Annotated in this window: 17 protein-coding genes; 6 read left to right on the forward strand and 11 right to left on the reverse strand. The window is 74.7% G+C overall.

Features of this window, described 5'->3' with window-relative positions; genetic code table 11:
* Positions 1-103: 103 nt before the first annotated feature.
* Entirely contained in the window at positions 104-1,489 is a 1,386-nt protein-coding gene (locus tag BM165_RS08735) for a neutral zinc metallopeptidase (protein WP_075013172.1), read from the forward strand.
* A gap of 6 nt (positions 1,490-1,495) precedes the next feature.
* On the opposite strand, the gene phaZ is transcribed toward BM165_RS08735, so the two are convergent.
* The 7 genes from phaZ to BM165_RS08770 all read right to left on the reverse strand — a co-directional run bounded on the left by phaZ (position 1,496) and on the right by BM165_RS08770 (position 8,705).
* Positions 1,496-2,344, reverse strand: a complete 849-nt coding sequence (gene phaZ / locus BM165_RS08740) for a poly(3-hydroxyalkanoate) depolymerase (protein ID WP_075013173.1) — start codon at positions 2,342-2,344, stop codon at positions 1,496-1,498.
* The gene (locus BM165_RS08745) at positions 2,328-4,082 is read right to left on the reverse strand and encodes a PHA/PHB synthase family protein (protein ID WP_083427199.1); all 1,755 of its coding nucleotides are present in this window, start codon (positions 4,080-4,082) and stop codon (positions 2,328-2,330) included. Before BM165_RS08745 ends, phaZ begins: the two co-directional genes overlap by 17 nt.
* A 79-nt stretch (positions 4,083-4,161) precedes the next feature.
* Positions 4,162-4,830, reverse strand: a complete 669-nt coding sequence (locus BM165_RS08750; protein WP_075013174.1) for a phosphatase PAP2 family protein — start codon at positions 4,828-4,830, stop codon at positions 4,162-4,164.
* Positions 4,830-5,453 (reverse strand): phosphatase PAP2 family protein, encoded by a 624-nt coding sequence (locus tag BM165_RS08755; protein WP_143108094.1) that lies wholly within the window; start codon positions 5,451-5,453, stop codon positions 4,830-4,832. Before BM165_RS08755 ends, BM165_RS08750 begins: the two co-directional genes overlap by 1 nt.
* Positions 5,450-6,553: a lysylphosphatidylglycerol synthase transmembrane domain-containing protein gene (locus BM165_RS08760; protein WP_075013176.1), complete on the reverse strand. Its 1,104-nt coding sequence runs from the start codon at positions 6,551-6,553 to the stop codon at positions 5,450-5,452. Before BM165_RS08760 ends, BM165_RS08755 begins: the two co-directional genes overlap by 4 nt.
* On the reverse strand, positions 6,550-7,161 hold the full coding sequence (locus BM165_RS08765; RefSeq protein WP_244274142.1) for a hypothetical protein: 612 nt from the start codon (positions 7,159-7,161) through the stop codon (positions 6,550-6,552). Before BM165_RS08765 ends, BM165_RS08760 begins: the two co-directional genes overlap by 4 nt.
* Positions 7,158-8,705, reverse strand: coding sequence for a phosphatase PAP2 family protein (locus BM165_RS08770; protein ID WP_244274143.1), 1,548 nt, complete (start codon positions 8,703-8,705; stop codon positions 7,158-7,160). The genes BM165_RS08765 and BM165_RS08770 overlap by 4 nt, the downstream gene beginning before the upstream one ends.
* A 328-nt stretch (positions 8,706-9,033) precedes the next feature.
* Here BM165_RS08770 and BM165_RS08775 point away from each other — a divergent pair, with 328 nt between their 5' ends.
* Positions 9,034-9,930, forward strand: a complete 897-nt coding sequence (locus tag BM165_RS08775; protein ID WP_075013177.1) for an ABC transporter substrate-binding protein — start codon at positions 9,034-9,036, stop codon at positions 9,928-9,930.
* 21 nt (positions 9,931-9,951) lie between these two features.
* Here the strand turns inward: BM165_RS08775 and BM165_RS08780 are convergent, their stop codons facing one another.
* Positions 9,952-11,133 carry an acyl-CoA dehydrogenase family protein gene (locus BM165_RS08780; RefSeq protein WP_075013178.1) on the reverse strand — a complete coding sequence of 394 codons (1,182 nt, stop codon included), beginning with the start codon at positions 11,131-11,133 and terminating at the stop codon, positions 9,952-9,954.
* A 139-nt stretch (positions 11,134-11,272) separates the two neighbouring features.
* Between BM165_RS08780 and BM165_RS08785 the strand changes: the two genes are divergently transcribed.
* On the forward strand, positions 11,273-11,980 hold the full coding sequence (locus BM165_RS08785) for a hemerythrin domain-containing protein (protein WP_075013179.1): 708 nt from the start codon (positions 11,273-11,275) through the stop codon (positions 11,978-11,980).
* Between the two features lie 74 nt (positions 11,981-12,054).
* Here BM165_RS08785 and BM165_RS08790 read toward each other — a convergent pair whose 3' ends face one another.
* Both BM165_RS08790 and BM165_RS08795 read right to left on the reverse strand, forming a co-directional pair.
* On the reverse strand, positions 12,055-13,101 hold the full coding sequence (locus BM165_RS08790; protein WP_075013180.1) for a YihY/virulence factor BrkB family protein: 1,047 nt from the start codon (positions 13,099-13,101) through the stop codon (positions 12,055-12,057).
* A 96-nt stretch (positions 13,102-13,197) separates the two neighbouring features.
* Complete coding sequence (locus tag BM165_RS08795) at positions 13,198-14,730, reverse strand: MFS transporter (protein ID WP_083427201.1); 1,533 nt, start codon at positions 14,728-14,730, stop codon at positions 13,198-13,200.
* Between the two features lie 201 nt (positions 14,731-14,931).
* Between BM165_RS08795 and BM165_RS08800 the strand changes: the two genes are divergently transcribed.
* On the forward strand, positions 14,932-15,123 hold the full coding sequence (locus BM165_RS08800; RefSeq protein WP_075013474.1) for a hypothetical protein: 192 nt from the start codon (positions 14,932-14,934) through the stop codon (positions 15,121-15,123).
* 77 nt (positions 15,124-15,200) lie between these two features.
* Here BM165_RS08800 and BM165_RS08805 read toward each other — a convergent pair whose 3' ends face one another.
* Complete coding sequence (locus tag BM165_RS08805; protein WP_075013475.1) at positions 15,201-16,991, reverse strand: acyl-CoA dehydrogenase; 1,791 nt, start codon at positions 16,989-16,991, stop codon at positions 15,201-15,203.
* A gap of 93 nt (positions 16,992-17,084) precedes the next feature.
* On the opposite strand from BM165_RS08805, the gene BM165_RS08810 reads away from it, so the two are divergent.
* Both BM165_RS08810 and BM165_RS08815 read left to right on the forward strand, forming a co-directional pair.
* Positions 17,085-17,555: a hypothetical protein gene (locus BM165_RS08810; protein WP_075013181.1), complete on the forward strand. Its 471-nt coding sequence runs from the start codon at positions 17,085-17,087 to the stop codon at positions 17,553-17,555.
* Positions 17,552-18,727, forward strand: coding sequence for a zinc-dependent alcohol dehydrogenase (locus BM165_RS08815; RefSeq protein ID WP_075013182.1), 1,176 nt, complete (start codon positions 17,552-17,554; stop codon positions 18,725-18,727). The genes BM165_RS08810 and BM165_RS08815 overlap by 4 nt, the downstream gene beginning before the upstream one ends.
* Positions 18,728-18,741 lie beyond the last annotated feature (14 nt).

Consider the following 18,741-nt stretch of genomic DNA (forward strand, 5'->3'; position numbering starts at 1 on the left):
GGCGGCGCGTGTCCCGGTTGACCCGCACCGCCCGGCCGGGCAGCCTCCTGCCGTCCGCCCCGGACGCCGCCCGCGCGCTCCGCCCGACCGGAGGGGGGCTGCCGTGCGCGTCCCGCGTCGTGTCGTCGCGCTGCTCGCCGCGGGCCTGACGGCCGGGCCGGCGCTCAGCGGCTGCGCGACGGTCATCGCCGGCACCGCGTTCCCGCCCGGCGGCCCGCGCACCGACGCCACCGACGCCGACGTCCGCGTGCACCTGGCCGACCCCGGCGACGACACCGACCGGATCGCCCGCAACGCCATCGCCGACGTCCTCACCTGGTGGGAACGGACCTTCCCCGAGCTCTTCGGCGGGGACCTCGGCGCGATCGACGGCGGCTTCTGGTCCGTCGACCCGGACGAGACCGACCCCGGCGACCTGCCCGACGGCGGCTGCTTCGGCGAGGACGTCGCCGACCTGGCCGGGAACGCCTACTACTGCGGCGAGGACGACGTCGTGGTCTACGACCGGGCCTGGGTGGCGGGCCTGGCCGACGAGTACGGCCCGTTCATGGTCGCCGAGATCATGGCGCACGAGATCGCCCACGCCGTCCAGGCGCACGCCGGGATCGACGCCCCCTCGATCGTCGCCGAGACCCAGGCCGAGTGCTTCGCCGGCGCCTGGACCCGGTGGGTCGCCGACGGCTCCGCCGCGCACGTCACCGTCCGCGAGGAGGAGCTCGACCCCTACCTGCTCGGCTACCTGTACTTCGGCGACGCCGCCGGCACCGCGCCCGACGACCCCGATGCGCACGGCTCGCTGTTCGACCAGCTCTCCGCGTTCCAGGAGGGCTACGCCGAGGGGCCACGGACGTGCGCCGCCTTCGACCGGTCCCGGGTCTACACCGAGCGGGCGGCCGACCCGTCCGACGGCGGCGACCGGTCCCACCGCGAGATGGTCGCCGGTACCGACGACCTCCTGGCGACCTTCTGGCGGCGGGCGCTCACCACCGGCTTCCCCGGCACCGCCCCGCTCGGGGGCCGGCTCCGCGAGCCCGCCGTCCGCTCCGTCGGCGGCCTGCCCTGCCCGGCAGCCGGGGAGGCGCTGGACCTGTACCTCTGCCCCGCCGACGGGTCGGTCCGCTACGACTCCGCCGGTCTGCTCCGGCCGGCCCACGACGACGTCGGCGACTTCGCGGTGACGACGCTGCTCGCCCTGCCCTACGCCCTGGCCGTCCGCGGGCAGCTCGGCCTCCCGGTCGACGACCCCGCCGCGGTCAGGGCCGCGGTGTGCGTCGCCGGGTGGCTGGCCCGGGAGATGCACCTGGGCCACCTGACGGGCACGCGGCTGCGGCTCGCGCCGGGGGACGTCGACGAGGCCGCCGTCGTCCTGCTGCGGTACGCGACCGGCCCGGCCGTCGTCCCCGGCTCGGGGCCGTCGGGCTTCGAGCTCGTCGACGCCTTCCGGCAGGGCTTCACCGACGGCGGGGACGCCTGCGGTCTGCGGCGCTGAGGGGGCTCAGCCCGCTTCGTCGAGGAAGCCGTCGACCACCGGGGCGAGCTCGGGGGCCTCGGTGACCAGCGCGAGGTGGCCGCCGCCGTAGAGGTGCAGCCGGGCGCGCGGGATGCCGCGGGCCAGGATGCGGGCGTTGACCGACGGGATGATCGGGTCGTCGTCGCCGGAGAGCACCAGCGTGGGCTGCCGGATGAGCGACAGGAACGGCAGGCTGCTCCAGCCCGCCGACGCGGCCAGCTGGTAGTAGTAGCCGCGCCGCGGGCCCAGCCGGCTGTGCGCGTGCAGCGTCCGCGCCGCCCGCGCCGGGTCGGTCCGCACGCTGCCGCCGTAGAGCTCGCCGGCGATCCGCGTGGCGTAGCCGGGGTCGCGGTGCCGCCGCGGCGTGAGCATGTGCGAGAGGACCCGTGGCGAGGCGGGCACCATCAGCGACCCGGTGCCGGTGGCCGCCAGCACCAGCCGGCGGCACCGGCGGCGGTGCTGGACGGCGAAGTGCTGGGCCAGGCCCCCGCCCCACGACAGCCCGAGGACGTCGACCTCGTCGTCGTGGCCGAGGCGGCGCAGCAGCCCCGACACCACCGGCGTCAGCGTGGCCAGCACGTACGGCACGACGGGCGGGGGCGAGCCGCCCACGCCGGGGACGTCGAAGCGGACGACGGTGCGGCGGGGGTCGAGCGCGTCGACGAGGGGCTGCAGCACCTCGAGGCTGGCGCCGATGCCGTTCATCAGCACCAGCGGGGGACGCGACCCGTCGCCGCGCCGCTCGGCCACCCGCAGCGTCCGGCCGCCGGCGGTCAGCGTCCGGACGGTGTCCGCGCGGCCCCGGCGGGGCTGCGGTTCACTTGTCGAAGACATAGGTCCCCGGGGCGTCGCCCAGCACCGGCAGCTCCGCGCTGCCCAGGGACTCCGGAGCCGGCACCTCCTCGCCGGCGCGCTCGGCCAGCCAGGCGGCGAAGTCCGGCCACCACGAGCCCTTCTCCTTGTGCGCGTTCGCCAGCCACTTCTCGGGGTCGGCCGGCGTCTCCGGTGCGACCTGGAACGACGCCTTCGGGTTGGTCGGCGGGTTGACCAGCGAGGCGATGTGGCCGGCCGTGGAGAGCACGAACCGGCTCCGGCCGCCCACCAGCTGGGTGGTGCGGTAGCAGGACTGCCACGGGCAGATGTGGTCGGCGATCCCGGCGGTGACGTAGGTGTCCACGTCGATGGTCGAGAGGTCGACCGGCGTGCCGAGCATGGTCGCCCGCCCGGGCTCGGTGAGCTGGTTGCCGATGGCGACGTCGATGAAGTCGCGGTGCAGCGCCGCGCTCATCCGCGTCGTATCGGCGTTCCAGAAGAGGATGTCGAAGGCCGGCGGCGTCTTGCCCTGCAGGTAGTTGTTGACCCAGTAGTTCCACACCAGGTCGTTGGGTCGCAGCCAGGCGAACACCTCGGCCAGCATGGCGCCGTCGAGATAGCCCTTCTTCCGCGACCGCTCCGTCGCGTCCCGGACCGCCTCCTCGTCCATGAGCGCGCCGATCGTGCCGGCCCGGCCCCAGTCGAGGACGGTGACGGCGAAGCTGGCGGCGGCCACCCGGTCCAGGCCCTCGGTGGCGGCCAGGTGGGCCAGCACCATGGACAGGATGATCCCGCCCGAGCAGAAGCCCTGGAACGCGGTGTGCTCGCTACCGGTGATCCGCCGCGCGGCGTCGGCGGCGTCGAGGACGGCCTGGCCGTAGGTGTCCAGCCCCCACTCGGCGTGCCGCTCGTCGGGGTTGCGCCAGCTGATCATGAACACCTGGTGCCCGGCGGCGACGTAGTGCTCGACGATGCTGCGGCCGGGCGCGAGGTCGGTGACGTAGAACTTGTTGATCGTCGGCGGCACGATCACCAGCGGGACCTGGCGCACCGTCGGGGTGCTCGGCCGGTACTGCAGCAGCTCGAACACCGGCGTCCGGAGCACCACCGCTCCCGGGGTGACGGCGAGGTCCTCGCCGACGGTGAAGGCGTCCGGCTCGACCATCGTGGGGACGCGCGGCGGGGACGTCACGTCGGAGACGAACCGGCGCAGCCCGGTGACGGCGCTGCGGCCGCCGGTGTCGATGACCGCCTTGAGCGCCAGCGGGTTGAGGAACGGCACGTTGCTGGGGGCCAGCGCGTCGACGACGTTGGTCAGGGCGAAGCGGATCCGCTCGTCGTCCTGCCAGTCGAGGTCGGCGTCCTCGATCAGTCCCGCGGCGACCTGCGCCGCGGCGATGTGCGCCTGCATCGTCCGCTTGAGCAGCGGGTTGCCCGACCAGGCCGGGTCGGCGAAGCGGCGGTCCTTGGGCGAGGGCGCGATCTCCGAGCGGCCGACGGCGATCCGTCCCACCTCCCGCACCAGCTCGCCGCCGCGCCGGACCACGACCTCGGGGTGGCGGGCCAGCGCCGTGCCGAGGGCGGCGAGGGTGCGGGCCGGCGGCACCATGCGCCGCAGCGGCCCGCGGGCGGCGTCGACGAGCACCATGTCGAGCCCCATGACGGCATCGCCGGCCGCCTCCTCGGCGCTGCCGTCGGGCGCGGCGGCCGGCCGGGGGCGGGGGGTGTCGCGGTCTCTGCGCGGCGCGGTGGTGGTCATCCGGACTCCTGGTCGTCGTCGGATCCTGTGACCCGCTTCACTCAAGCACAGGTCCCGGCGTCCGGCAGGGGGCAGGGGGTCACGGGGGCGGTCCCGGCCCGCCGGCCTGCTCGTGCCGGCGGGCGCGGCGGTCGCGCACGGCGGTCACCACCGCGGGCCAGCCCAGCGCCAGGCCGGCGCCCAGCAGCGCCCCCGCGACGGTGTCGGACAGCCAGTGCGCGCGCAGGTAGACGCGCGAGAGCGCCATGACGGTGGAGAACACCACCGCCCACACCTCCCAGCGCCACCGGGCCGGTCCCGGCGGGGCGAGCACCAGCACCAGTCCGACGGCGGTCACCGCCCCCGCGATGGCGTGCCCGGAGGGGAAGGACGCCGCCGAGGTCTCGATCAGCGACCCCGGCGGGCGCGGACGGTCGAACGCCGCCTTGCCCGGGCCGATCGCGGCCTCGCTGGTGACGACGGCCAGCGTGAACGCCAGCAGGCGCACCCAGTGCCGCCGCACGGCGATGAGCAGCGCCGCGGCCACCCGCAGCGGCCAGTTGACCCACACGCCGCCCAGCCAGGACAGCCCTACCGCCACCGCGTCGGCCGGGTCGTTGCGCAGGCCGCCCACCCACCGCCACACCGCGTCGTCCACGGCCTGCACCGCCGGGCGGGTGGCCGGCAGCGCCACGAGCACGCCGACGATGACGGCACCGGACAGCAGGACCGCGCTCACCCGCAGGCCGCGGCGCACGTCGACCAGCATCAGCGCGGCCGGCCGACGAGGAGCAGCACCAGTGAGCCGACCAGCAGCCCGAGCCCGACACCTCCGACCACGTCCAGCGGCAGGTGCGCCGCGACGTGCACCCGCGCCAGGCACACCGCCGCCGCCAGGGCGACCCCGGCGACCCGGCCCCGGCGCCCCAGCCACGGCCAGGCGACGGTCAGCACGGTGACGGCGACGGCGGCGTGCCCGGAGAGGAACCCGCGGCCCTGGGCGGCGGCACCGCGGACGACGACGTCGGCGAGCAGCCCGTCGGGCCGGCCGCGCACCACGACGTCCTTGACGGCCTTCGCCGCCAGGTAGGTGCCGGCGCCGGCGAGCAGCAGCCCCGCCGCGAGCCGCCAGCGGCGCAGCGCGGCGGCGACCAGCGCGCTCGCCGGGACCACCAGGACGTTGCCCAGCTGCATGACCGGCCAGACGAGGACGAACAGCAGCACGTCGACGCCGTTGACCGCCCGGAACACCGCCGCCTCGGCCGCGGGCACCGACGTCCGCTCGACCGGCAGCGCGGCCAGCACGAGCACCAGCGCGCCGACCAGCGCGGGGACGACGTCGCGGGCCCGCCGCACGGGGGCGCGCGGACGGGTGTCCGCGCGGCCCCTCACGTGGTCTCCGGCACCAGCTCCGTGCGCGGTGCGGAGTTCGGCTCCCGCCGCCACGAGCGGTTGTGCCGCCAGAACAGGTAGGTGCCCACGCCCAGGGGGATGGGCAGCACGTAGGTCAGGCCCCGGAAGACCAGGACGGCCGCGGCCACGAGTGCCCGGTCGCCGCCGGCCGCGGCCAGGCCGGTGATCAGTGCCAGCTCGATGACGCCGAGGCCGCCCGGGGTGAAGGGCACCGCGGTGAGCAGCCGGGCGAAGGCGAAGACCGCCAGCGCCTCCACCGTGCCCACCTCGCCGGCGTCCACGCCCACCGCGCGCAGCGCCACGAGCAGCACCGCGAACAGCGACAGCTGGCTGACGACGGTCGCCAGCGTCAGCCAGTGCCATCGGGCGCGCAGCAGCAGCGCCGTCCGGTCGCGGAACTTCGTCGTCGCCCGGTCCCAGCCCGACACCGGCGGCCGGCCGAGGGGCCGGATGACGGCCGACGCCACCCGGCCCGCGCCCCGGCCGATCCGGGCTGCGCTCTCCCGGCTGCGCAGCAGCAAGCCGAGCAGGACCACGGCCACCAGCAGGCCGGCGATGCCGGCCAGCCCGGCCACCACCCGGCCGGTGGTGGGGGTGGCGGAGAGGGCCAGCAGGGCGAGGGCGAGCACCGGGAGGGCGAGCTTGGCGAAGTTGTTCCACAGCCCCGACAGCAGCAGCGAGACCGACGTCCGGGACCGCGAGAAGCCCCACGAGGAGTTCATCGAGTAGGTCAGCCCGAGGGAGATCGCCGCGCCGCCCACCACGGTGTTGGAGACGGCGGTGGTGGTCAGCGTGGAGACCGTCGCCTCGCGCAGCCGCAGCGCCGGCATGGTCGCGACCATCACGAACTGGTACGTCGCGAGGTTCCACACCGTGACGGCACCCAGCAGCGCCAGCTCCGACCACGACATCGACAGCACCGCGGACCGGACGTCGGACAGGCTGGTGAACTGCGGCAGGAACCAGAAGAAGACGCCCCCGACGAGTGCGAGGGACAGCACCGGTGTCAGCACCCGGCGCCACAGCGGGGTCCGCCGCGGCGGCCGGGCGGGCGGGGCCTGGGGGGCGACGGCGGTCACGGCGGGTCCCCCTCGGCGGCGTCGGCGGCCGGCGGGTCGAGCTGCAGACGCCCGCCGCTCTCCTCGTGCACCTGCGCGGCCAGCTCCTCCCGGCCGAGGACGCCCAGGCTCTGGGTCGCCAGGGCGAGCGGCTCACCGCGGTTGTCCCCGGAGAGCCGGAAGACCACCGTCACGCACCCGCCGGGGAAGACGTAGTGGCGACGGCCCAGGTACTGCGGCGTCACCTGGGTCACCCGCTCGAAGCGGCGGAGGCCGTCGCGCTCGCTGGGGATCTCGGTGGCGCCGTCGGTGTCGCAGCCGGCGGTCAGCCGCACCTCGATGGCGTGCACGCCGTCGCGGTCGGAGTCCAGCCAGAACCGGGCCGAGCCGGTCTGCGCCTCCAGGCCGGCGAAGGTCCAGCCCACCGGCACGCTCTCCACGCACGGGACCCAGGTCGCCGTCGGCACCGCCTGCGCCATCAGCACGACCGCGTTGGCCGCCCGCGCGTCGTCACCGGTCGCGCACGCCGGCACCGCGCCGATCGTCCCCGCGGCGCCGGCGCCGCAGCCGGCCGCGAGCAGCGGGACGCCCACCAGCGCGGTGACGGCCGCGCGCCGGACGGCGGTCACAGCGGCGACCCGAGCAGGCCGACGGTGACCGCGAGCAGGACGGCGAGGGCCAGCGCGGTGACCAGGCACAGCCCCGCGCGGCGCCAGGACCACCGCTGGATCCGCACCGGGGGCAGGCGGTAGGGCAGCAGGGCCAGGAAGTCCTCGTGCAGGTCGCGGCCCTGCGCCCGCAGCATCCGGCGCAGCTGGGAGGGCATGGTCAGGCCGCGCGTGGCGGCGAAGGCCTCGGCGAGCTCCTCGTCGGAGAACTGCAGGCGGGCCCGGGCGAGGACCCGGGCGGCGTCGGTGCGCAGCGCGAGGACCAGCAGCATGTTGGCCAGGTCCACGGCCTGCCGCCACGGGCTGGGCCGCACCTCGGCGAAGGCCGAGTCGATGAGGAACAGCGTGCCGTCGCGTACAAGCACGTTGGCCGGCTTGACGTCGCGGTGGGCCATGCCGATCTCCCACATCCGCCGGACGACGGCCAGGCCCTGGTCGATCACCGCGTCGTCGACGACGGCCTCGGGGTCGCCGATCTCGCGCGCGCCCTGGAGGAACTCGGTGACCAGCAGGTACTCCCGCTCCGGGGTGATCTCGACGATCCCCAGGGGGTGCGGCACCGGCAGCCCGGCGTCGTGGAGCAGGCGCAGCACGTAGTCCTCGTACTGCACCAGCCGGCGCACGCTGTGGTACGGCTTCTCGTCCTCCAGCCGGCCGTAGAGCAGCGTGCGGCCCAGCTTGAACCAGCGGTCGGAGCGCAGGTGCGTGACGGCGTAGAGCTTGCCGAAGACGTAGCTCTCCTCCTGCCCGGCGTCGTCGGCTGCCTCGACGGTGATCCGCAGCGGCGTGGAGCCGCCCGAGCCGGCCAGGCCGAAGGGGGTCACCGAGGTCGCCACCAGGCCGAGCTGGTCGCGCAGGGCACGGACGACGGCCTCCCCGCGGGCGCCCGAGACGTCGAGGTGGGCCGGGCTGCCGCGCCGGTAGGTGACGGGGTAGACCTCGTTCGGGGTCAGCATCCGGAAGGCGGCGAGCGGGGCGGCGACACCCAGGACGACGCCGGCGAGGACGTCGGTGGGGTGGTCCTGGGCCAGGTAGAGCCGCGAGGACGCGGTGACCAGCAGCAGCCCCCACACGACCCACTTGCCGGCGTCGCGGAGGCGACCGGCGGGCACCAGCGAGTACAGGCTGCCGATGAGGAACGTCGCCAGGACCGTCATCGGCACCGACGGCATCGAGAAGCCCGACCAGGTGCCGAGCACCTCGACCTCGTAGGGCCGCGGCCGCTGCAGCGCGTGGGACAGCGCGGTCGCGGTGTTGGTCACCAGCAGCCCGACGCCGATCCAGACGAACAGGTGCCGCCAGCGACGGGACACGACCAGGACCAGCAGGTTCACCAGCCACAGCACGTGGATGGCGCGGCCGGTGCCGAGCACCCCGGCCACCTCGGCGACGTCGGTCAGCAGTGGGGAGCGGACCGAGGCGAGGCCCTGCAGGACCCGGGTGTCGACGAGGTCGAAGAACGCCACGCTGTGCGTGAGGACGACGACGACCCAGCTGACGAGCACGGCGCCGCTGAGCGCCAGCCACCACTTGCCCGAGGCGTTGAGGTGCCGGGGGAGGGGCGGCGGCTCACCCGAGGGCCGGCGCCGGCTGCCGACGCGGTGAAGCGGCGGGGGGTCCGGACGCTGGACCCGACCTCCCGCCGGAGCGTGCGCTGCGGGCGCCGCAGCTCGCGCCTGTGACGCCGGGGCCCGCGTCGTGGCCGCCATGGCGCTGGATGCTCCACCCGATGCGCCGCCGCGACCATCGACCCGGTCCCCGGCGGGGACTAGCGTGGCCGTGCCCGCGCCAGTCCTGACCCGGTGGTGCCACCTCCTGCACGGAGGGTCCGCGATGCGTCGTCGTCCGTTGCTCGTGTCCCTCGTCGTCGCAGCGGTGCTGTGCGGCTGTGCCGGCGTCCCCGCGGATCCCGGCCCGCCGCCGGACCCGGGGGTCCGCATCGCCTCCTACGACTTCCCCGAGAACCAGACGCTGGCCGAGGTCTACGCCGAGGCGCTGCGGCGGGCCGGGTTCGAGGTGACGGTGCAGCACGGCATCGGCACCCGCGAGGTGGTGTTCCCGGCGCTGGAGCAGGGCGTGGTCGACGTCGTCGTCGAGTACCTCGGGGCGGCCGCGGAGTTCGTGGCCGCCGGGGCCGGGGAGGAGCCGGAGCCCGACCCGCTCCGCGGGCTGCTCGCGGCGGCCCTGGAGCCCCGGGGGCTGACCGTGCTCGCCGCCGCCGAGGCGGAGGACCAGAACGGGTTCGTCGTGCTCACCGACCTCGCCGAGCAGCACGGCATGACGACGCTGTCCCAGCTCGCCGCGGTGGCGCCCGGGCTGGTCTTCGGCGGCCCGCCCGAGTGCGCCGAGCGGCGGTTCTGCCTGCCGGGGCTGCAGGAGGTCTACGGCATCGAGTTCGCCGAGGTGCGCAACATGCCGTCGCGGTCGGCCACCGTGGAGGCGCTGCTCAGCGGGCAGGTCGACGTCGGCATGCTGGAGACGACCGACGCCCGGCTCACCGACGCCGCCCTGCTGCTGCTGCGTGACGACCGGGCGCTTCAGCCGCGCGAGAACGTGGTGCCGGTCGTCCGGACCGAGGTGGCCGAGGAGGCCGGCCCCCGGCTGGCGGCCGCGCTGGACGCGGTCAGCGCCCAGCTGACGACGATCGACCTGATCACGCTCAACCGCGCCGTCGCCGTGGACGGGCTCTCGCCACGCGACGCGGCGCTGCGCTGGTGGGACGGCCGATGACGGCCCCTGCAGAGGGGTCCCTCAGGTCAGGGCGCTCGTGCCGGTGACCGCGCGGCCGACGATGAGGCTGTTGACCTCGCGGGTGCCCTCGTAGGAGTAGATCGCCTCGGCGTCGGCGACGAACCGGCCGACGTGGTTCTCCAGCAGGATCCCGTTGCCGCCCATCAGCTCCCGGGCCCAGCCGACCGTCTCGCGCATGCGCATCGTCGAGTACCCCTTGGCCATCGAGGCGTGCTCGTCGCGCAGCATCCCGCAGTCCTGCAGCTGGGAGGCACGGGCGCACAGCGCGGCCGAGGCGGTGATGTTGCCGAGCATCCGGAACAGCAGGTCCTGCACCAGCTGGAACGAGGCGATCGGCCGGCCGAACTGCTCGCGCTCCATCGCGTAGCGCAGCGCGTGCTCGTAGGCGCCGCGCGAGCACCCGACCGCCGACCACGCCACGCTCACCCGGGTCGCACGCAGCACGTTCGCGGTGTCGCGGAAGCTGTTGGCGTTCTGCAGCCGGTCCTCCTCCGGCACCCGGACGCCGTCGAGGGTGATGAGGGCGTTCTGCACCGCGCGCAGGGCGATCTTGTCCTCGAGGTCGACGGCGCTGAAGCCAGGGGCCGGCGTCTCGACGACGAACCCGAGCACCCGGTCGGTCTCCACGTCGCGCGCCCAGATGACCACCAGGTCGGCGAAGCTGCCGTTGCCGATCCACTTCTTCTGCCCGTCGAGCACCCACGTGTCGCCGTCGCGGCGGGCCGTCGTCTGCAGGCCGCGGGCGACGTCGGACCCGTGGTCGGGCTCGGTGAGGCCGAACGCGCCGATGAGGTCCATCCGGGACATCGCCGGCAGCCAGCGCTCCTTCTGCTCCTCGGAGGCGCACAGGTGCAGCGTGCCCATCGCCAGGCCGCCGTGGACGCCCATGAAGGTGGCCACCGACGGGTCGCCGCGGCCGAGCTCCATGGAGACCATGCCGTCGAACAGCGAGGAGCGGCCCGGGGACCCGTACCCGGAGTACTGGGCGCCGGCGATGCCGAGCTCGGCCAGGCCGGGGATGAGGTGGCGGGGGAACTGCGCCCGCGTCCACCACTCGTTGATGATCGGCTCGACCTGCTCGTCCATGAACGTGCGGACGCGGTGCAGCGCCGCGCGGTCCTGCTCGTCGAGCAGCGCCTCGAGGTCGTAGAAGTCCGACGTGACGGGGGGCCGGTCGGCCATGGGACTGCCTCCTCACCGGGCGGGACACCGCTGTCCCGTGGGATCGACCTACCCCCCGGCCGCCGGGGCAACCGGTGTGGCCGGGACCGCCGGCGGGCAAGGGACGGACGGTTCCGTCCGCACCACCCGAGGAGTCCCCGTGCCCCGATCCATCGCCGACCAGACCGAGGAGGAGCTCGGCGGGCCCGGCAGCGTGCTGGTGCGCCAGCGCAAGGACCACGTCGAGCTCGACCGCCTGCTGCAGGATCTCGACGGCAGCACCGGCCGCACGCAGGAGGAGGTGCTCACCCGCATCGACCGCCTGGTGTTCAGCCACGCCTTCGCCGAGGAGACGGTGATCTGGCCGGTGGTGCGCCGGGTCCTGCCCGACGGCGAGGCGATCACCCTGCAGATCGAGGAGGAGCACCAGGAGGTCAACGAGCTGGTCGCCGCGCTCGAGCGGGGCGGGCTCGACGACCCGCAGCGGCCGGCCCTGCTCGCCCGGCTGGTCGAGGCGCTGCAGGCCGACGTCCGGGAGGAGGAGGACGTGCTCTTTCCGCGGCTGCAGGAGCACCTCGACGTCGCCGAGCTCCGCCGCCTGGGCCGCCGGTGGGACCTGGTCCGGCGGATCTCGCCCACCCGGCCGCACCCCACGGTCTCGCGCCGCCCGCCGGGCAACGCCCTGTCGGCGCTGCCGCTGTCCCTGCTCGACCGCAGCCGCGACGCCGTCGACGCCGGGGTCCGGCGGGCGCCGGCGCGGCTGGTGCCGGTCGGCGAGGCGGTGAGCCGGGGGCTGGCCGTCCTCGCCGGGCTGGTCGAGCGCACCCCGCCCGCGCGCCGCGGCGACCGCCCGCCCACCTCCCGCTGAGCACACGGCAGCGGCCCCCTCCCGGTTGTGGGAGGGGGCCGCTGCCGTGTCGGTGGCCCCTGCGGGCCGGACCGCTAGTTGGTGTTGCGGTCCTTGGGCTCGGCGCGGGCGTCGAGCTGGATCTCCTTCTCGGCCGCCGGGACGCCCTCCTTCATCTCCTTCGTCCGCTCCATCTCGGAGTCGAACTCGATGCCGAAGAGCAGCGCCAGGTTGATCAGCCAGAACCAGATCAGGAAGACGACGACGCCGGCCAGCGCGCCGTAGGTCTTGTTGTAGCTGCCGAAGTTGCCCACGTAGAAGGCGAACGCGGCCGAGGCGACGATCGCGACGAGGATGGCCACGCCCGCACCCGGGCTGACCCACTTGAAGCCGCGCAGCTTGACGTTCGGCGTCGAGTAGTAGAGGACGGCGATCATCAGCGCGAGGATCACGAGGATCACCGGCCACTTGACGACGTTCCACACGGTCAGGGCGGTGCTGCCCAGGCCGATGGCCTCGCCGACGGCGTCGACGACCGGACCGCTGAGAGCCAGCATCAGGACGATCAGGGCGGCGAACAGGACGCCGACCAGGGTGACGAGCAGCTGCAGCGGCTTGAGCTTCCAGACCTTGCGGCCCTCGGGCGTCTCGTAGACGACGTTGGCCGCGCGGGTGAAGGCGCCCACGTAGCCGGAGGCCGACCAGATGGCAGCGGCGAGACCGATGACGAGGCCGAGGCCGGCGGTGCTCTGGTTGCCGGCGATCTGCTCGATGACCGGGCCGACGGTGTTCGCCGCCTGCCCCGGCACCACGGTCGTCAGCGCGGTGGTGAGCTGCTCGGGCGTGGTCAGCAGCCCGACGATCGACACCAGCGCGATGATCGCCGGGAACAGCGCGAGGACGCCGTAGTAGGTCAGCGCGGCCGCCCAGTCGGTGAGGTTGTCCTCGCTGAACTCCTTGAGGGTCCTCTTGACCGTGCCCATCGCCGTGGGCGTGCGGTCGTGCCCCTTGGGGGCGTTGTCGAAGCGGGTCGAGTTGACCTTGTCGTCGTGCGGCGCCGGGTCACCGGTGCTGTTGCCGGAGAAGCGCGTCGGCTTGGACGCCTCGGTGCTCGCGGCGCGTGAGCCTTGGGGACGTGCCATCGGGGTCCTCCGGGGCTGGGGGCGGGTGTACCGGGGTGATCAGTGCCCCGGACGGTCCCGTTCCATGCACCGGCGTGATCACCCGGGCGCGTCAGGTCAGCGGATCCCCGACACCGGGGACCACTCCCCGGCGCAGGCCGTCGCCCGCTCCGCGCCGGCCGTCCCCCCGTCGGCCGTGTGCCCGCTGTCGCGCGGGCCCCGGCGCCCGGCCCGGACCATGCCGCCCGCGCTGACCAGCACCACCACCAGGGCCGCGCCGGCACCGAGCAGGGACACGGCGGTGAAGGCCGCGGCGCGCGGGAAGCCGGTCGCCGGGTCGAGCGTCGCGGCGAGCAGGGCGACCGTGACCGTGCTGCCGACCGCCTGGCCCACCGCGCGGGCGATCGAGTTCACCGCGTTGGCCACCCCGGTCTCGCTGCTGCGCACCGCCGACACGACCAGCGCGGGCAGCGCCGCGTAGGCCACCGTCACCCACGCCTGCGTCAGCAGGCCGGCCACCACGACCAGGGACGGCTCGGCCCGCCCGGCCGCGAGCACGACGAAGCCGGCCACCCCGGCGACCGACCCGCTGAGCAGCGTGAGCAGCGGGCCGATCCGGTCGACCACCCGCCCGGCCACCGGCGCGAGCGCGATGCCCAGCACGCCGCCGGGCAGCAGGTACACGACGGCGGCCTCCAGCACCGGCGCGCCGAACCCGTAGCCCGCGGCGTCCGGCGGCGTCTGCACGTACTGCATGACGGCGAGGAAGGAGACGAACAGGCCCACCCCGGTCGCCAGCCCCGCCAGGTTCGGCACGAGCATCCGCGGGTCGGCCAGCAGTGCCGGGCGCACCAGCGGCTCGGCCCGCCGCTGCTGGAACAGCACCCAGCCGGTCAGGACGGCGACCGCCCCGGCCGCGCAGCCGAGCGTGGCCGGCGAGGTCCAGCCCCACCCGTTGCCCTGCGAGACCGGCAGCAGCAGGAGCACCAGGCCGATCCCGAGCAGCACGGCGCCGGCCCAGTCGACCCGGCCGGTGACCGTCACCGCGCGGCGGGGGAGCGTGACGGCGCCCAGCGCGAGCGACACCAGCGTGACGCCGAGGCCGATCCAGAACGGGCGGTGGTAGTCGCCGCCGTCGCCGGTGAGCAGCCCGGCTGCCACCAGGCCGACGACGCCGCCGACGCCGAGGGTGCTGCTGACGATCGACATCGCGACACTGAGCCGCTCCGGCGGGAGCTCCCGGCGCAGCAGGCTGATCGAGAGGGGGAACAGCCCGTAGGAGGAGCCCTGCAGCACCCGGGCCACCAGCAGCAGCGGCAGCGAGCGGGTGACGATCGCCAGCAGGGTGCCGACGGCGACGGCCGCGAGGATCCCGAGCACGACGGGTCGTTCGCCGTGGATGTCGCCGAGCCGGCCGAGCACCGGGGTCAGGACGGCGGCGGCCAGCAGGTTGGCCGTCAGCACCCAGCCGGCCGCCGCGGGCGAGACGCCGAGCTGCTCGCCGATCGGCCCCAGGACGGGCACCACGAGGCTCTGCAGCAACGACAGCGTGGTGACGGCGAGTGACAGCGTGAGGACCAGGAGCGCCGGACGCGTCGGGCGCGACGGTGTGGCGGTACCGGACGGCGAGGCCTCGGCACCAGCGGACACGTGCCGATGACACCATGCGGGCACCGCCTGCACCGCTCCGGGCCATCGGCCTGCCCCGGATGTGCAACCGGTCACGGGCCGTCAGGTGAACAGTACGTGGCGACGGTTGAGACGGCCCCGAGCTGGGGACACAGTCCCCGACGACGAGCCGTGGGGCACAACCCGGCGGCACGACACGAGACGAGCAAGGGGAACATCCAGATGGTTCTGTGGCCGGCTGTCGCTCTCGTCGGGTTCCTGGTCCTCACCGGGCTGGTGATCCTGATGGGCACCTCGACGACGGCGCGCTACGAGCGTGAGCAGCGGGCGGCGGCCCGCGCGTCCGTGACCCCCACCTCCGCCACCGAGCACGTGCGGGCCCCGCAGACCGCCCAGGCCGTCCGGGCCGCCTAGTCGCGGCACCGCACACGACGCACGCCCCGCCGCTCCTGCCGGAGCGACGGGGCGCGGTCGTGTCCGGGCCCCTCCCGCTAGAGGTGGGCCTCCGGGGTGTCGAGCACGGTGCGGTCCAGGGACTCCAGCAGGTCGAGCCAGGTGTGCACCTTCGGCAGCTCCCAGCGCTGGAACCACCGCGCCGCGGCGCGCTTGCCCTGGTGGAAGTCGCTGGTCTCGTCGCGGGTGGCCAGCGCCTGCTCCAGCCACAGCCACCCGACGACCAGGTGCCCGCCGGCGTCGAGGTAGGCGCTGGCGTTCGCCAGGGCCAGCGCCGGGTCGCCGGTGCCCCACAGCGTCGCGGTGACCGAGGTGAGCCGGGCGAGCGCGGCGTCGACGTCGGCGGCGAGGTCGGCGAACGGGGTGCCGGCCGCCCGGGCCGTCGTCGCCGAGATCGTCTCGGCCAGCAGCGCCAGGCCCGCCCCGCCCTGCACCGTCACCTTGCGGCCGAGCAGGTCCAGGGCCTGGATGCCGTTGGTCCCCTCGTGGATCGGGTTGAGCCGGTTGTCCCGGTAGAACTGCTCGACCGGGTAGTCGCGGGTGTAGCCGTAGCCGCCGTGCACCTGGATGGCCAGGTCGTCGGCCACCGGCCCCCACTGCGAGGGCCAGGCCTTGGCGATCGGCGTGAGGGTGTCGAGGAGCAGGTGGGCGCGGTCGCGCTCCTCCTGCGTCTCGGCGGTCCGCTCCTCGTCGACCAGGCGCGCGCAGTAGAGGCCCAGGGCCAGCCCGCCCTGCGCGTAGCTCTTGGCGGCCAGCAGCATCCGGCGGACGTCGGGGTGATCGACCAGCCGCACCATCGGCGAGGCGGGGTCCTTCGCCGCCGCCGGGCGGCCCTGGGTGCGGGTGCGGGCGTACTCGAGCGCGTGCAGGTAGCCGGTGTAGCCGAGCACCGTGGCGCCCATCCCGACGCCGATCCGGGCCTCGTTCATCATGTGGAACATGTAGGAGAGCCCCTTGTGCGGCTCCCCGACCAGGTACCCGACCGCGCCGGCCCGCCCGCCGGGTGTGTGCACGCCCTCGCCGAAGTTGAGCAGCGTGTTCGTCGTCCCGCGGTAGCCCATCTTGTGGTTGAGCCCGGCCAGGACGACGTCGTTGCGCTCGCCGACCGCCCCGTCCGCGGTGAGCAGGTACTTGGGGACGACGAACAGCGAGATGCCCTTCACGCCGGGCGGACCGCCGGGGATCTTCGCCAGCACCAGGTGGACGATGTTCTCGGTCAGCTCGTGGTCGCCGGCCGAGATCCACATCTTGTTGCCGAAGAGCCGGTGGGTGCCGTCGTCCTGCGGCTCGGCGCGGGTGGTGATGTCGGCGAGGGAGGACCCGGCCTGCGGCTCCGACAGCGCCATCGTGCCGAACCAGCGGCCCTCGAGCATGGGCCGCACCCAGGTGTCCTTCTGCTCCTGCGAGCCGTGCGCGAGCAGCAGCCGGGCGTTGCCCATGGTCAGGAACGGGTAGCTCGACGTCCCGACGTTGGCCGCCTTGAACCAGGCGAAGGCCGCCTGCCCGACGGTCTGCGGCAGCTGCATGCCGCCGTACTCCTCGTCGAAGGTGCCGGCCATGATCCCGGACTCGCGGAACACCGCCAGGGCCTTCCCGACCTCGGGGATCATCTCGACCCGGCCGTCGACGAACCGCGGCTCGTTCTCGTCGGCCTTCCGGTTGTGCGGCGCGAAGTGCTCGGTGGCGATCTGCTCGGCGAGCTCCATGACCGCGTCGAAGGTCTCGCGGGAGTGCTCGGCGTAGCGCGGCCGTTTGGTCAGCGTCTCGACCTCCAGCCACTCGTGCAGGAGGAACTCCAGGTCGCGGCGGGACAGGATCAGCGAGGACACGACGGCCTCCACGGGCGACGGTGGCGGGGAGAGCGGGCGCGAGCCCGACCGGCCCACGATAGGCCGCGGTGCCGGCCGGGTAGCAGCTCCCTCATGGACCTCAACCAGCTGATCGGACGGGCCACCGGCCTGGCCGGCGGAGCGGGTGCGGCGCTGCTGAAGCAGCTGCAGCACGTCCGCGTACCCGGTGCCGGGCAGGCGTCGGCCACCGACGACCCCGAGCGCGCCGCGCAGCGCTGGCGGGCGGTGACCGTGCTGCGCGACCCGGCGGAGGTGTCGGCGTCGCTGCCCGCGCCGCTGGCCGCCCTCGGGGACCGCGTCGAGGTGCGGGTGACGCCCGCGCCGGGCGACCGCGGCGCCGAGCTCGCGGCCCGGTACCGGGGGACACCCACCGAGCAGCAGGTCGGCGACCTGCGGGCCGCGCTGCGCGAGTCGAAGGCGCTGCTCGAGGTCGGCGAGGTGCTGCGGATGGAGCCGCAGCCGCACGGGAGGCGGGCCGCCACCCCGCAGGGGGCCGCACTGGAGGGTGCCGCGGCTGCGGCCCCGCGGGAGGGAGTGCTGTGAGGGCCGCGACCTGGACCGGCGTCAACGAGGTGTCGGTGGAGACAGTCCCCGACCCCGCGATCCTCAACGACCGCGACGTGATCCTGCGGGTCAGCCGGACGACGACGTGCGGCTCGGACCTGCACCTGCTCGGCGGGTACATCCCGGCGATGCGCGTCGGCGACGTGCTCGGCCACGAGTTCATGGGGGAGGTCGTCGAGGTCGGCTCGGGCGTGCGCGACCGCCGCGTCGGCGACCGTGTCGTCGTCAACTCCTTCATCGCCTGCGGGAACTGCTGGTACTGCCGGCAGGAGCTGTACTCGCTCTGCGACAACGGCAACCCGAACCCGGGGATCACCGAGGGTCTGTGGGGTCAGAGCCCGGGCGGGTGCTTCGGCTACTCGCACGCGATGGGCGGCTTCGCCGGGTCGCACGCGGAGTACGTCCGGGTGCCCTTCGCCGACGTCGGCACCTTCGTCGTCCCCGAGGAGGTCTCCGACGACCGCGCGCTGTTCGCCTCCGACGCCGTCTCCACCGGCTGGATGGGCGCCGACCTGGCCGGCACGAAGCCGGGGGACACCGTGGCCGTGTGGGGTGCCGGCGGGGTCGGGCAGATGGCCGCGCGGGCGGCGATGCTGCTGGGCGCCGAGCAGGTGTACGTGGTCGACCGGCTCCCCGAGCGGCTCGAGCAGGTGCGGCAGCACGTGGGCGCGGAGGTGATCGACTACTCGACCACCGACGTCATGGCCGAGCTGCGCGAGCGCACCGGCGGCCGCGGGCCCGACGTCTGCATCGAGGCGGTCGGCATGGAGGCGCACAGCACCGGGGTGCAGAACGTCTACGACCAGGTCAAGCAGCAGCTGCGGCTGCAGACCGACCGGCCGTCGGCCGTCCGCGAGGCGATCATGGCCTGCCGCAAGGGCGGCAGCGTGTTCGTGCTGGGTGTCTTCGCCGGGCCGGTGGACAAGTTCCCGCTCGGTGCGGCCATGAACAAGGGGCTCATCATCCGGGGCGCCCAGGTGCACGGGCAGCGCTACACGCCGCGGATCCTCGAGCACATGGCCCGCGGGGAGCTGACCACCGAGCACCTGGCCACCCACGTGATGCCGCTGGAGGACGCGGCCCGCGGGTACGAGATGTTCAAGGCGAAGGAGGACGGCTGCGTGCGCGCCGTCTTCCTGCCCCACGGCTGACGGCGCCGAGGCGG

It is taken from the genome of Geodermatophilus obscurus, assembly GCF_900115395.1.
Classification (GTDB): Bacteria; Actinomycetota; Actinomycetes; order Mycobacteriales; family Geodermatophilaceae; genus Geodermatophilus; species Geodermatophilus obscurus_B.

Coding starts and splice junctions, on each gene's coding strand:
- BM165_RS08780 (WP_075013178.1), bottom strand. CDS start 11,133: ATGGCCGACCGGCCCCCCGTCACGTCGGACTTCTACGACCTCGAGGCG.
- BM165_RS08810 (WP_075013181.1), top strand. CDS start 17,085: ATGGACCTCAACCAGCTGATCGGACGGGCCACCGGCCTGGCCGGCGGA.
- BM165_RS08750 (WP_075013174.1), bottom strand. CDS start 4,830: ATGCTGGTCGACGTGCGCCGCGGCCTGCGGGTGAGCGCGGTCCTGCTG.
- BM165_RS08775 (WP_075013177.1), top strand. CDS start 9,034: ATGCGTCGTCGTCCGTTGCTCGTGTCCCTCGTCGTCGCAGCGGTGCTG.
- phaZ (WP_075013173.1), bottom strand. CDS start 2,344: ATGTCTTCGACAAGTGAACCGCAGCCCCGCCGGGGCCGCGCGGACACC.
- BM165_RS08745 (WP_083427199.1), bottom strand. CDS start 4,082: ATGACCACCACCGCGCCGCGCAGAGACCGCGACACCCCCCGCCCCCGG.
- BM165_RS08800 (WP_075013474.1), top strand. CDS start 14,932: ATGGTTCTGTGGCCGGCTGTCGCTCTCGTCGGGTTCCTGGTCCTCACC.
- BM165_RS08790 (WP_075013180.1), bottom strand. CDS start 13,101: ATGGCACGTCCCCAAGGCTCACGCGCCGCGAGCACCGAGGCGTCCAAG.